This window comes from Saccharopolyspora sp. 6M, from assembly GCF_020176775.1.
GTDB classification, from domain to species: Bacteria; Actinomycetota; Actinomycetes; order Mycobacteriales; family Pseudonocardiaceae; genus Saccharopolyspora_C; species Saccharopolyspora_C gregorii.
On sequence record NZ_JAIUJZ010000014.1, the window covers coordinates 71708 to 86973 of the forward strand.

At 69.6% G+C, this 15266-nt stretch carries 3 protein-coding genes; all 3 read left to right on the top strand.

Annotated elements, in window-relative coordinates:
* Positions 1–164: 164 nt before the first annotated feature.
* Positions 165–1946: a fatty acyl-AMP ligase gene (locus LCD31_RS02895; RefSeq protein WP_224955851.1), complete on the top strand. Its 1782-nt coding sequence runs from the start codon at positions 165–167 to the stop codon at positions 1944–1946.
* Positions 1943–2197: an acyl carrier protein gene (locus LCD31_RS02900; protein WP_224955852.1), complete on the top strand. Its 255-nt coding sequence runs from the start codon at positions 1943–1945 to the stop codon at positions 2195–2197. Before LCD31_RS02895 ends, LCD31_RS02900 begins: the two co-directional genes overlap by 4 nt.
* Positions 2198–2299: 102 nt before the next feature.
* A complete protein-coding gene (locus tag LCD31_RS02905) occupies positions 2300–15265 on the top strand; it encodes an amino acid adenylation domain-containing protein (RefSeq protein WP_374201637.1) in 12966 nt (4321 codons plus the stop codon).
* Position 15266: the final 1 nt, after the last annotated feature.

Here is a 15266-nt window from a genome sequence, read left to right on the forward strand (position 1 = left end):
GACGACCTGCTCGGAGACGCGCGGCACACCACGAGAAGCTGGGGGCTTCAGCGCGGTGTCACGCGAGGCGTGGCACACGCTGAGTTTTCGCGGTTTTCTCGCCGTTTCTCTTGTTCCGCGGAACCGCCACGAGCGCGTGCCGCCAAGTTAGGGGGAATCCGCGCATGGTCGTCGACATCGGACGGTGGAGCAGCGTGACGGCGCTGCTTCGCCACCAGGCCGCGTCCCGCCCTGGGCAGGACGCGGTGGTGCGTGTCCACGACGCGAGCGCACGGGAGGCCGACCACCTCAGCTACGCGACGCTCGACGAGCGCGCCCGCACCGTCGCGGTGTGGCTGCGGGAGCGTTTCGCGGTCGGGTCACGAATTTTGCTGCTCTACCCACCGGCCGATTTCACCACCGGATTCCTCGGGTGCCTCTACGCGGGAATGGTCGCGGTGCCCGCCCCACTGCCGGGGCGGTACCACCACGAGCGGCGACGGGTTCGGGGCATCGCCTCCGACGCGGGCGTGAGCGCGGTGCTGACCGACCTCATCAACCTGGACGCCGTCGCACGCTTCGCGGGCGAGCAGCTGGGCGAGATCGACGTCCTCGCCACCGACTCCGGCGGCATCGCCGATCCCGCGAGCTGGACCGCCCCGGCGACGGTGCGGGACGACATCGCGCTGTTGCAGTACACCTCCGGCTCCACCGGATCGCCCAAGGGCGTCGTGGTCAGCCACGCCAACCTCCTCGTCAACGCCGAAGCGCTCTGCACCACGCTCCAGGTGGAGGACGGCACGCGATTCGGCGGCTGGGCACCGCAGTACCACGACATGGGGCTGATGGCGCAGACCCTGCCCGCGCTGTTCCTCGGGAGCACCTGCGTGCTGATGAGCCCGACGTCCTTCCTGAAACGTCCGCACCAGTGGCTCCAGATGATCGATCGCTACGACGTGGCGTGGTCGCCCGCGCCGAACTTCGGCTACGAGTTGGCCGCCCGGCGCACCAGTGACGACCAGGTGGCGGAGCTCGACCTGTCCCGCTGGCGGTACGCCGTGAACGGCTCCGAGCCGGTTCGGGTGTCCACGATGGAGGAATTCGCGGAGAGGTTCGCCCCCGCGGGTTTCCGGGCCGAGGCGCAGTGCGCCTGCTACGGACTCGCGGAAGCGACGGTGTTCGTGTCCGGCTCGGCTCCTCGCGAGCCGGTGACCGCCCGGGTCGCGCGCGGCGAGCTCGACCGCCACGTGTTCGCCCCGGTCCCCGGAGACGCGGCCGGCCGGGCGCTCGCCAGCAACGGCTTCGCCGCCGAGAGCTACGACGTGATCGTCGTCGATCCGCTCAGTCGCGAGGTCCTGCCGGAACGCGCGATCGGTGAGCTGTGGCTGCGGGGTGCCAGCGTCGCCCACGGCTACTGGAACAACGCTGCCGCCACCGAGCGGACCTTCCGCGCCACAACCGCGGACGGCGACGGCGAGTTCCTGCGTACCGGGGATCTCGGCACCGTGGTGGACGGCGAACTCTACGTCACCGGCCGGTTGAAGGAGATGCTGGTCCTCCGTGGACGGAACCTCTACCCGCACGACGTCGAGCAGGAAGTCCGCTCGCAGCATCCCGAACTGGGCAACGTGGGCGCGGTGTTCGACGTCGACGTGCCCGGGGACGACGCGGCAGTCGTGATCACGCACGAAGTGCGGGGCAACCCGGCACCGCGAGACCTCGCGGAACTCGCCACCGCGATCAGGCGGACGGTGTCCCGCGAGTTCGGTGTTCCGGTCGGTGGAGTGGTGCTGCTGGGCAGGGGAGCGGTGCGGCGGACCACCAGCGGCAAGATCGAGCGCGCACAGATGAAGTCCTCGTTCTGCGCGGGCGAACTCGAAGCCCGGTATGCGGAAGTGGACTCGCGCCTGCCGGGCCGGTCAGTGCGGGCACCCGAGCACACGGCGGAGACGGCGGTAGCCGGATGAACACGAGTCGAGCGCAACTCCAGGCGTGGCTGGCCGAACGCGTGGCCGCACTCCTGGACCGGCCGCCGTCCGAGATCGCGGTCGAGGCGGAGCTCGGTGATTACGGGCTGGATTCCGTCCGGGCAGCGGCGCTGGTCGCGGAGATCGAGGACGGTTGGGACCTCGTGCTCGACCCCGCCGTCGCCTGGGAACACCCGTCCGTCGCCGCCCTCGCGAGCCATCTGGCGGAACTCGGCGCAAACCCCCGCTGAAGCCGAGCCAAGACCGTGGGCGCGCCCACCCGTTCCATCCGAGGAGAGTGCACGGTGCCGAAGTCCGAGGCCGGGTTCGCGTTGTCGGCCGCGCAGCAGGGCGTGTGGGTCGCCCAGCAACTACAACCGGAGACGTCGCTCTACCACTGCGCCGTGTACTTCGAGATCGAAGGCGCGCTCGACGCCGATCGCCTGCGACGAGCCGTCACCCGGGCGGTGGAGGAGACCTGCGCGCTGCGGATGCGGTTCGAGTCCGATGTGGACGGCGTGCGCCAGGTGCCGCGCGCCATGACGGCCACGTTGACGGTCGTCGACTGCGAATCGGTGGCGGAGTGCCTCGAGTGGATGCGTGCCGAGGTTCGCGCGCCCCAGGACTGGGAGCACGGCGCGTTGTTCGCACACGCGCTGCTCCGTGCGCCCGGGCGGGAATTCCTGTACTTCCGCTACCACCACATCCTGATCGACGGGTGGGGGCAGACATTGCACTGCCGTCGCATCGCGGACCTCTACACTTCGTTCGCCGACGGCTCGCCCGACGTGGAGCCGGCGGTCGCACCGTTCGGTGAGTGGGCGGAGCTGCTCGCGGAAGAAGAGGCGTACCGCGCCTCGCCCCGGCACGACCGCGACCGCGAGTACTGGCGCGGTGCCTTCGCCGACGAGCCGATTCCGGCCGTCTTCGACGACGGCTCGGCACCTCCGGCCCACGGCGAACTCACCGACACCGTGTGGCTCGACCGAGTCGATGTCGAGGCCATGCTGGCGGTGGCGCGTGCGGCCAGGACGCGGTGGCCCGTGGTCTTCTTCGCGGCGATGGCCGCCTACGTGCACCGAAGCACCGGTGCCGAGGACGTGGTGCTAGGACTGCCGCTGTCGGCGCGGACGACACCGGCCGCGATGACCACGCCCGCGATGATGTCCAACGAACTTCCGCTGCGCGTGCCGGTCGGCCCGTGGCGACGATTCGGGGAACTGGTCGGGGACACCGCCCGGCAGGTGCTGCGCGCGATCACGCACCAGCGGTACCGAGGCGAGGACCTGCACACCGAACTCCGGCGAGGTCGCTCCGGGGCGTCGGCGAGTCCGGTGGTCAACGTCGTCACCTTCGACCAGACCGTTCAGTTCGACGGGCACGAGGTGGTCGCGCGGCAGCTGTCCACCGGCCGGGTGCGCGACGTGTCGGTGCACGCCTACGGAACCGCCGACGGTTCGAGCGGTGTCCGAGTCGACTTCGACGGCAACCCGCACGTGCTCGACGGCGATGCCGTGCGCGCACACCGGGATGGTTTCCTGAGCTTCCTCCGCACACTTCTGTCCGCGGTGGACGAGCCGATCGGCGGGTTGCCCGGACCGGACGACGATCGTCGTCGCGCCGCACTCGAACTCGGCTCGGGCGAGACCGACGACGGTGCCGCGGTCCTGCTCCCGGACCTGTTCGCCCGGCAGGCGCGGGACACTCCCGATGCGCTCGCGCTGTGGTCGTCCGACGCGCGGATGTCCTATCGGGACTTGGACGCCGTCGCGAACCGGCTCGCCCGGTATCTGCGTGCTCGTGGCGTCGGCGCGGGATCGTTCGTCGCGCTCGTGCTGCCGCGCTCGGTGGAGGCGGTCGCCGCGATGCTGGCCGTGCTGAAGTCGGGCGCCGCGTACGTGCCCGTCGACCAGGACCATCCGGCCGAGCGGATCCGGTACGTGATCGACGATTGCTCCCCGGCGCTGATCCTCACCTCCGACGAGGCGGCGGGCTCGGTGTCCACCGGGGACGCCGAGGTCGCCGTCCTCGCCGAAGCGCTCGCCGCCCCGGAATTCGCGGCACTGCCGTCGTACGCCCTTTCGGACGCTGATCGCCTCAGCCCGATCAGCCCGCGGCACCCCGCCTACGTCATCTACACGTCGGGATCCACCGGGCATCCCAAGGGCGTAGTCGTCGAGCACCGGTCGGTGGCCGGGTACCTGGCGCGTGCTCGCACGGCCTACCCCGGCGCGGGCGAGTCCTCCTTGCTGCACTCTCCGCTCGCCTTCGACCTCACGGTCACCGCGCTGTTCACCCCGCTGGTGAGCGGCGGATGCGTGCGCCTGGCGGACTTGACCGAGTCCGAGGTGCGCGCGGCGGGACGGCCGGCATTGCTGAAGGCGACGCCGAGCCACCTGGAGATGCTGGAGGCGTTGCCGGACCAGGCTTCCCCGAGCGGATGCCTGATCCTGGGCGGCGAGGCCCTGTTCGGTGGTGCGCTGGACTCGTGGCGGTCGCGGTTCCCCGACGTGACGGTGTGCAACGCCTACGGACCCACCGAGGCGACGGTCAACGTCACCGAGCACCGGCTCGAACCGGGAGTGCCGACGCCGTCCGGTGCGGTGCCGATCGGACGCCCGTTCCCGAACAGCCGTGCCTACGTTCTCGACGGCAGCCTGCGCCCGGTGCTCCAGGGCACGGCGGGGGAGCTGTACGTCGCCGGTTCCGTGCTCGCGCGGGGTTACTGGAAGCGGCCGGCCCTCACGTCGGAACGGTTCGTCGCGGACCCCCACGGTCCCGCCGGTTCGCGGATGTACCGCACCGGCGACCTGGTGCGCTGGAACGAACGCGGGGAGCTGGAGTTCGTCGGCCGTGCCGACTCGCAGGTGAAGGTGCGTGGATTCCGCATCGAACTGGGCGAGATCGAATCGGCGCTGCTGCGCCACCCCGGTGTGGGCCAGGCGGTGGTGCTGCTGCGCGAGGACCAGCCCGGCGACCAGCGCCTGGTCGCGTACGTGGTGGCCGACACCGGAGCGGAGACGGCCCACGAGGTGCGGGAACACCTCCGGCGGGTGCTGCCGGAGTACATGGTTCCCATCGTGACGGTCCTAGCCGCGCTGCCGTTGAACGCCAACGGCAAGGTCGACCGCAAGGCGCTTCCGCAGCCCACGACGACCACGCGACCGGCCGGCCGTGGTCCGCGCGGCCCCGAGGACGAGCTGTTGTGCGGGCTGTTCGCGGACGTTCTCGATGTGACCGGCGTGAGCATCGACGACGACTTCTTCGCCCTCGGCGGGCATTCGCTGCTCGCGACGAAACTGGTCGCGCGGGTCCGGGCCACCTTCGGGGTGGACCTGCCGATCCGGCAGCTCTTCGAGTCGCCGACGGTGGCCGACCTCGCAGCGCTGATCGGCGGGGCGGAACGGATCGGCGAGCTGCCACCGCTCGACAAGCGGGGACGCCCGGATCGGGTGCCGGTCTCGTACGCCCAGCACCGCTGGTGGTTCCTCGACAGCCTCGACGGCGGCAGTGCGACCTACAACATTCCCGTGCCACTACGTCTGACCGGTGACCTCGACGTTCCGGCGCTCCACCGTGCGCTGTCCGATGTGGTGGCAAGGCACGAGACGTTGCGCACCGTGTTCGCGGAAGACGACGACGGACTGCACCAGATCGTGCTCCCGGTCGCCGAGTCCGCGACGGCTCTGCCGGTGGTGCGCGTCGACCGGAACGACCTCGACGAGGAGCTCGTGCGCGCGGTGCGCGAGCACTTCGATCTCACGGTCGACCCTCCGCTGCGCGCGCGGCTGTTCGACGTGGTCGACGCTCCGGCCGAGCACGTGTTGCTGCTCGTCGTCCACCACGTCGCGGGTGACGGCTGGTCCATGCAACGCCTGGTGCACGACCTCACCATCGCCTACACCGACCGGCGCGACGGACGTGCGCCCCGTTGGCAGGCGCTGGCCGTGCAATACGCCGACTTCTCCCTGTGGCAGCGGGAGGTTCTCGGTTCGGAGAACGATCCCGGCAGCGTCCTCGCTCGACAGATGGCGTTCTGGCGCGAGGAGCTCCGGGACGCCCCCGACGAGTTGCCGCTCCCGGCAGACCGGCCGCGCCCCGCCGTCGCCTCCCATCAGGGCCGGCGCCTGGAGTTCGAGATCCCGGCCGCGGTGCACGAGGGTGTCCGCGCCCTGGCGAGGCAGAGCCGCACGAGTGTCTTCATGGTCGTGCAAGCCGCTTTCGCGGCGTTGCTGTCGCGGATGGGGGCGGGCACGGACCTCCCGATCGGCATCCCGATCGCCGGACGGACGCACGGTGCCGTCGACGAACTCGTCGGTGTCTTCGTCAACACCCTGGTCCTGCGGACCGACACCTCCGGCGACCCCGAATTCCTCGACCTGCTCGACCGGATTCGGAACACGAACCTGGCGGCCTACGCGCACCAGGACGTTCCGTTCGAGCGGTTGGTGGAGGCACTGCAACCGACGCGCTCGCTGTCGCGCCACCCGCTGTTCCAGGTGATGTTGAGCTGGCAGAACACCTTTCGCCAGGACGGGCTCGACGCGGTGAATGCGGCACCCGGGGTGCAGGTGGAGTTGCTCGACACCGATACCGGGGGCGCGGAGTTCGACCTGTCGATCGACCTCGGGGAGACGTTCTCGCCGGACGGCGCGGCGGCGGGTCTGGAAGGCGGGGTGCGTTACAGCAGCGATCTCTTCGACCCCGAGACGGCGCTGCTCATCGCCGCACGACTCCAGCACGTGCTGGAACACGTCATCGCCGAGCCGAACCGCACGCTCTCGACGCTGGACGTCCTCATACCCGGTGAGCGGCAGCGGACCCTCGTGGAGTGGAACGGTTCCCGGGACGAAGCGGAGGGAACCTGGCCCGAGCTGTTCGAACGGCAGGCGGCCGAAACCCCCTCGGCGACCGCCCTCAGGTGGTGGGACGGCGAACTGTCCTACGCGGACCTCAACGCGCGAGCGAACCGCCTGGCGCGGCACTTCGTCAGTCGAGGAGTACGGCCCGATTCCGTCGTCGCCCTCGCCTTGCCGCGTTCGCCCGAACTCGTCGTCGCACTCCTCGCGGCCATGAAGGCCGGAGGAGCCTACGCGCCGATCGACACCACCCAACCGTCCGACCGGATCGGCCTGATCCTGGAGGACACCGAGCCGGTGCTCGTGGTGACGGACTCCGCGCACGTCCGGCTGCTTCCGAGGACCGCGTCGCCGGTGCTGTTGTTGGACGACCCAGCCGTCGAGTCCGCCGTCGCGGGGTGCGCCGGGACCGACCTGTCCGCGACCGAGCGAGGAGGGGTGCGGTCGCGCGGTCGCGCCGCCTACGTGATCCACACCTCCGGGTCCACGGGTCGGCCCAAGGGTGTGGTGGTGACTCATGAAGGCGTCGCGAGCCTCGCTCGGACCCAGATCGCCGCGTTCGAAGTCGACGAATCCAGCAGGGTCCTCCAGTTCGCGTCGCCAGGATTCGACGCGTCGGTCTCCGAGATGTGCATGGCGCACTTGTCGGGTGCGTGCCTGGTGCTGCCCTCCGAGGAGAGCCGGAACCCCGGTGACGCACTCCGGCGGCTGCTGGAGGACGAGCGGATCACGCACGTCACGCTGCCTCCGGCGGCATTGGCGGTGATGCGGCCGGAAACCGTTCCCCGGGGGCTGCGCGTGGTGTCGGCGGGCGACAGCCTGCCCGTCGAGGTCGCTACCCGCTGGGCTCGCCACCACACGCTGTTCAACGCCTACGGTCCGACCGAGACCACTGTGGACGTGTCGAGCCGTCGTTGTGAGCAACCGGTGACCGATCCCGTTCCGATCGGTGTTCCTTCGACCAACACCACGGTGTACGTCCTGGACACCGGACTGAGGCCGGTGCCGATCGGCGTGCACGGAGAGCTGTACGTCGCGGGTTCCGGGCTCGCGCGCGGGTACCTGAACAGGCCGGGACTCACCGCCGAGCGATTCGTGCCTGATCCTTTCGGGGCACCGGGCTCCCGGATGTACCGCACCGGTGACGTGGTGCGGTGGAACCGGCACGGCGAGCTGGAGTTCGCAGGGCGGACCGACGACCAGGTCAAGATCCGCGGTTTCCGGGTCGAGCTGGGTGAGATCGAGTCCGTCCTGCAGGGACACCGCGACGTCCGGTACGTCGTGGTCGTGCCGCGCGCGGACGGCTCCGGCGGGACGCGCCTGGTGGCCTACGTGGTGTGCGAACGGCCTGTCGCGGACGCGGTCCTGCGGGCGCACGTGGAGGACGGGCTTCCCGACTACATGGTTCCCGCGGTGTTCGTGCCGCTGGACGAGATGCCGTTGACCGTCGCGGGCAAGGTGGATCGGGCCGCCCTGCCGGCACCGGGGCAAGTGGTCCGCACGCACGGGCGCGGGCCGCGCACTCCGCAGGAGGGGCTCCTGTGCGAGCTGTTCGCGGACGTTCTCGGGCTGCCGCAGGTCGGCATCGATGACAACTTCTTCCATCTGGGCGGTCATTCCCTGCTCGGTACGACACTCGCCGGTCGCATCCGGTCGACCTTCGGCGTGGACGTCACGATCCGCCAGTTGTTCACCGCTCCGACCGTGGCCGGCCTGGCCGCCGTGATCGAGACGAGCACCGGGTCGTCCCGGCCACCGGTCGTGGCCCTGCCGCGTCCCGAGCGGCTACCGCTGTCGTTCGCCCAGCAGCGGTTGTGGTTCCTCAACCGCATGGAGGGGCCGCGTTCGCAGTACAACACGCCGGTAGCGCTCCGGATCCCCGGCGCGGTCGACCACGCGGCGATGCGAGCGGCGCTGTCCGATGTGGTCGAACGCCACGAGTCGTTGAGAACGGTCTTCGGGGAAGACGACGAGGGGCCGTTCCAGGTCGTGCTGGCACCGGAGTCGGTACGACTCGGTTTCACCACGGTCGAGGTGTCCGAGAGCGACCTGCGAGGCGAACTCGTCTCGCACGGACAGGTCGGATTCGATCTCGCGACCGACATTCCCCTGCGCCCCACTCTTTTCGTCGTGCATTCCGACGACGACCCGAATCACGTGACCGAGCACGTGTTGTTGTTGTTGGTGCATCACGTGGTGTCGGATGGTTGGTCGTTGGGTGTGTTGGCGGGGGATGTGGGGTGTGCGTATTCGGCTCGGGTGTGCGGGGGTGTGCCTGGGTGGGGTGTGTTGGGTGTTCAGTATGTGGATTTTGCGTTGTGGCAGCGGGGGTTTTTGGGTGTTGAGGGTGATGCGGGGAGTGTGATTGCGGGGCAGTTGGGTTATTGGTCGGATGTGTTGTCGGGTGTGCCGGGTGAGTTGGTGTTGCCGGTGGATCGGGTGCGTCCGGTGGTGTCGTCTGGTGTGGGCGGGTCTGTGGAGTTCGGGGTTTCTGCGGGTGTTCATGCTGGTGTGGTGGGGTTGGCGCGGTCTGTGGATGCGAGTGTGTTCATGGTGGTGCAGGCGGCGTTAGTGGTGTTGTTGTCGCGGTTGGGTGGGGGTGTTGATGTTCCGGTGGGGTCTCCGGTGGCGGGTCGTGTTGATGAGGCGGTGGGGGGTGTTGTCGGGTTTTTCGTGAATACGTTGGTGTTGCGGGTGGATGTGTCGGGGGATCCGTCTTTTGTGGATGTGGTGGGTCGTGTTCGTGAGGTGGATTTGGGTGCGTTCGCGCATCAGGATGTGCCTTTTGAGCGTGTGGTGGAGGTGGTGAATCCGCAGCGTTCGTTGTCGCGGCATCCGTTGTTCCAAGTCATGCTCACCTTCGACAACACGGCCGTCGAAGGCGCGGTCGAGGCGGTGGCCGCCCGTTTCGGTCACGGGGCGACCGCCGAGGTCGTGGACATCGGCTCCGCCAAGTTCGACCTCATGTTCGGCTTCGGCGAACGACGGCGCCAGGACGGATCACCGGACGGAATGCGGGGGCTGCTCCAGTTCAGCGCCGACCTGTTCGATCGCTCCACGGCAGAACAACTGACCCAACGCCTGGTTCAGGTCCTCGAAGAAGTGGTCGCCGACCCGCACCTGCCGGTGAGCGCCGTCGACGTGCTGACGGACGAGGAGCGCGGCGCCCTGCTCGGTTCTTGGAACGACACCGACCACCCCACCGAGGGCGGCTGCCTCCCCCAGCGGTTCGAGCAGCAGGTGCGGCGGACACCCGACCGCGTCGCGGTTCGCTTCGACGGGGTCGACCTGTCCTACCAGGAGGTCAACGAGCGTGCGAACCGGCTCGCACGGCTGCTGGTCGAACGCGGAGCGGGACCGGAGCAGCGGGTCGCGGTGGCCGTGCCGCGTTCTCCGGAGCTGGTCGTCGGCCTCCTCGCCGCGCTGAAGTCCGGCGCGGCCTACGTACCGATCGACCCGGACCATCCCGCGGAGCGCATCGCGTTCCTGCTCGGCGACGCTCGTCCGGACGTCCTGCTGACGACCGAGGAGACCGAACGGTTCCTCCCGTCCACGAGTGGCGGGGTGCCCCGCATCGTCGTGGACTCGGCGGAGGTCCGCGCGAACCTCGATCAGCGCGACGGATCCGATCTCGCCCTGATCGGATCCGACGCCGTGCTCCCGGGCAATCCGGCCTACGTCATCTACACCTCGGGTTCGACCGGGCGACCGAAGGGCGTGGTCGTCGATCACGCGGGGATCGTCAACCGGCTCGACTGGATGCAGGGCGAGTACGGACTGGAGCCGGACGACCGGGTCCTCCAGAAGACACCGACAGGTTTCGACGTGTCGGTGTGGGAGTTCTTCTGGCCGCTGATCACCGGAGCGAGCCTGGTGCTGGCCGCGCCCCTGGGGCACCGCGACCCCGCGTACCTCGCCTCCCTCATCCAGCGCGAGCGCGTCACCACGGTCCACTTCGTCCCTCCCATGCTGGCGGCCTTCCTCGACGTGCCCGAGGCCGCGGAATGCACGACGTTGCGCCGCGTCCTGTGCAGTGGCGAAGCGTTGCCGGGCGATCTGGCGAAGAGGGGCAGGGCCGTCCTGGACACCCGGTTGGACAACTTGTACGGCCCGACCGAGGCATCGGTCGACGTCACGTGGTGGCAGTACGAGGCGGATCGCGGTGACGCGGTCGTCCCGATCGGTCGTCCTGTGTGGAACACCGTGGTCCGCGTGCTGGACGACAAGCTCGACCTGGTCGCCGGCAACGTGACGGGCGAGCTGTACCTCTGCGGAGTTCAGCTCGCGCGCGGATACTTCGACCGGCCCGACCTCACCGCTGACCGCTTCGTCGCCGATCCGCACGGAGCCCCGGGGGACCGGATGTACCGGACCGGCGACCTGGCCCGGTGGACCTCGGGCGGGTACCTGGAGTTCCTGGGACGTGCTGACGACCAGGTGAAGGTTCGCGGAATGCGGGTCGAGCCGGGTGAGATCGAGGCCGCGCTGCGCGAGAACCGTGACGTGTCGTCGGCGGTGGTCGTCGCGCGTCCCGACGTGCATGGCGAGGACCGGCTGGTCGCGTACGTGGTAGCCGTCGACCCCGACCTCGCGCCTCGTCCGGAGGACGTGCGGACCGCCTTGCGAACGGTCCTGCCGGAACACATGGTGCCAGCGGCGGTCGTGCTCCTGGACGCGTTACCGGTGACGGCGAACGGGAAGCTGGATCGCGCGGCACTGCCCGAACCGGACGGCGAACACCGACCGGAAGGCCGCGCGCCGCGCACCGTCGAGGAAGAACGGTTGTGCGAGTTGTTCGCGGAGGTTCTCGGTACCGAGCGGGTGAGCATCGACGACGACTTCTTCGCGCTCGGCGGCCACTCGCTGCTCGCGACCCGTCTGGTCGGCCGGATCCGCTCGCTGCTCGGCCTGGAGACCGGGCTGCGGCAGGTGTTCGAGACTCCCACCGTGGCCGGCCTTGCCGAGGTGCTCCAGGACGCTGGTGCCGCTCGTGCCGGAGTCGTCCGCGTACGGCCCAGGCCGGCGCGGATTCCGCTGTCCTTCGCGCAGCAGCGGCTGTGGCTGCTGCACCAGCTCCAGCCCGGACCCGCCTACAACCTGCCGATGGCGATGCGGCTTTCCGGTTCGCTCGACCTCGATTCCCTCCGATCCGCACTGTCCGATGTGGTCGGACGACACGAGTCGCTTCGCACGGTGTTCGCCGAGGACGCCGACGGCCCGTTCCAGGTCGTCCTCGACGCCGAGCAGGCCGCGGCGGAACTGACCGTGGTCGACGCGGACGAGGCGGATCTCCGTGCCCTGTTGGACGAGGAGGTCCGCCACTGCTTCGACCTGTCGGCCGCACCGCCGCTGCGCATGACCTTGTACCGCGTCGGACCGGACGAGCACGTGTTGTTGTTGTTGGTGCATCACGTGGTGTCGGATGGTTGGTCGTTGGGTGTGTTGGCGGGGGATGTGGGGTGTGCGTATTCGGCTCGGGTGTGCGGGGGTGTGCCTGGGTGGGGTGTGTTGGGTGTTCAGTATGTGGATTTTGCGTTGTGGCAGCGGGGGTTTTTGGGTGTTGAGGGTGATGCGGGGAGTGTGATTGCGGGGCAGTTGGGTTATTGGTCGGATGTGTTGTCGGGTGTGCCGGGTGAGTTGGTGTTGCCGGTGGATCGGGTGCGTCCGGTGGTGTCGTCTGGTGTGGGCGGGTCTGTGGAGTTCGGGGTTTCTGCGGGTGTTCATGCTGGTGTGGTGGGGTTGGCGCGGTCTGTGGATGCGAGTGTGTTCATGGTGGTGCAGGCGGCGTTAGTGGTGTTGTTGTCGCGGTTGGGTGGGGGTGTTGATGTTCCGGTGGGGTCTCCGGTGGCGGGTCGTGTTGATGAGGCGGTGGGGGGTGTTGTCGGGTTTTTCGTGAATACGTTGGTGTTGCGGGTGGATGTGTCGGGGGATCCGTCTTTTGTGGATGTGGTGGGTCGTGTTCGTGAGGTGGATTTGGGTGCGTTCGCGCATCAGGATGTGCCTTTTGAGCGTGTGGTGGAGGTGGTGAATCCGCAGCGTTCGTTGTCGCGGCATCCGTTGTTCCAAGTCATGCTCACCTTCGACGACGACGATCAGCAGACCGCCCTCGACGCGGCGCACGGAATGCACGGCCTCCGCGTGTCACCCCAGCCCACCGACACCGGTTCGGTGAAGTTCGACCTCGGTTTCACCGTGCGCAGCGCTCGCGCCGAGGACGGCTCACCGGGCGGACTCGCCGGCGTCCTGCACTACAGCGACGACCTGTTCGACGAGGAGACCGCGAGAACCATCGCGCGGCGCTTCGAAATCCTGCTCGACGCCGTCGTGCGCGACGCGCGACGTCGGGTGTCCGACCTCGACGTGTTCCTGCCGGACGAGCAGGAGGCCCTGCTCCACGGAGAGTTCGGCGAGGAATGGCGTCCCGTCGTCGACTCGTTGGGTTGGTCGGAGGCCGCCCCGCTGCTGCACTACTTCGTGCTCGATTCGGAAGGGCGCCTCGCGCCCACGGGAGTCGCCGGCGAACTGCACGTGGCCGGCAGCGGCGTCGAGCGCCTGGCGCTCGCCCCGGCAGCGGCGGTCGCGGCTCCGACCGGACTCGTCCACGACGTGCTGCACCCCACCGGCGTCCGCGTTCGCCGCACCCGTCGCGGTGCGGTCGAGGCACTCGGGTCACCCGACGCCGTCGACGTGGACCGCGGTACCGAGGTCGCTGGTGCCGGGTCGTCCGGTGGGCGCGTCGAGGACGTGTTGCGCGGGCTGTTCACCGAGGTCCTGCATCGTGAGGACGTCCGGCCGGACGACGAGTTCTTCGCCTTGGGCGGCGACAGCATCCTGTCCATCGAACTCGTCAGCCGGGCGCGCCGCGAGGGCCTCTCGATCACGCTGCGGCAGGTGTTCGAGCACCAGACCGCCGCTTCGCTCGCGAGCGTGGTCACCGACGCCCGTGCCGTGGCGGTCGACGGCGAGGACGCGGTAGGCACCGCGCCGGTGCTCCCCATCGCCCGGTGGTTCCTCGACCGCGGTGGCCCGATCGAGCACTTCACGCAGACGCAGGTCGTGACCGTCCCCGCGGACCTGGACCTCGACGCGCTGATCGACACGTGGCAGGTGCTGCTCGATCGGCACGACGCCCTGCGGATGACGCTGACGGGAACCGGCGAGGGTGCGGAGATGGACGTTCCTCCCACCGGAGCGGTCGTGGCCGCCGAGTGCGTCCGCCGGGTCGACGTGTCCACCGAGGACTCGGACGGACGTGGGGCGGCGGTGCGGGAGCAAGCGGTGCTGGCCCGCGAGCGGATCGATCCCGAAGCCGCGGCGATGGTCGCGGTGGTGTGGCTCGACCACGGCCGCGACGAGCCAGGCCGGCTGCTGATCGTGGCGCACCACCTCGCGGTGGACGGTGTTTCCTGGCGCATCCTGCTCGGTGACCTGGCCGAGGCGTACGCGGCCTCCGCGCGGGGTGAGCGGCCGGTGCTGCTCCCGGTGGGTACTTCACTGCGGTCCTGGGCGCGGCGGCTCACTGAGATCGCGACGCTGCCGGTGCGTCGCTCGGAGACCGCGTTCTGGTCCGACGTGGTGGACACCCCGGACCCGCTGCTCGGTTCACGGGCCTTGGACCCCGCGCGGGACACCTACGGCACGGTACGGCGCTGGCGGAGCACTCTCGGGCCGGAGGTGACCGGAGCCGCGCTGGCCTCCGCTCCGGCGGCGTTCCGGGCGGGCGTCGACGACGTGCTGCTCACCGCGCTCGCGGTCGCCGTGACCGCCTGGCGAGCGGACGCGGCCCGCGGCGGTGGGTCGGTGCTCCTGCTCGACGTGGAAGGGCACGGTCGCCAGGAGGACGTCGTCGGCGATGCGGACCTCTCCCGGACCGTGGGGTGGTTCACCGATCTGCACCCGGTCCGCCTCGACCCGGGTGAGGTCGATCGCGCGGACCTGCTCGCCGGTGGCGCGTCCGCGGCTACCGCGGTGCGCCGGATCAAGGAGCAACTTCGCGGGTTCCCCGACCGGGGCATGGGGTACGGACTGCTCCGCCACCTCGATGCCGAGACCGGGCCTGCGCTGGCGCGGGGCCGTGCACCGCAGGTGGCGTTCAACTACCTCGGCCGCTTCGACGCGCCTGGTCCGGTCGAGTGGGGGATGGAGCTCGGTCTCGACACCGGGCCGGACCAGCATCCTGATCTGCCGCTGCCGCACGTGATCGAGCTCAACGCCGGTGTGGTCGACGGCGAGGACGGCTCCCGCCTGGTCGCGAGCTGGAACTGGGCAGGGGGCCTGCTCGGCGAGGAGTCCGTGCGAACGATCGCGGACCTCTGGTTCCGGGTGCTCGAAGGCCTGGTGTCGCATGTGGACCGGGTCGGCGACCGGGGCGTGACCCCGTCCGACGTGGGCCTGAACGCGATCGACCAGGACGAGATCGATGAGTTCGAGTCCGAACTGCAAGCCGGCTGGGGGAGCTGAC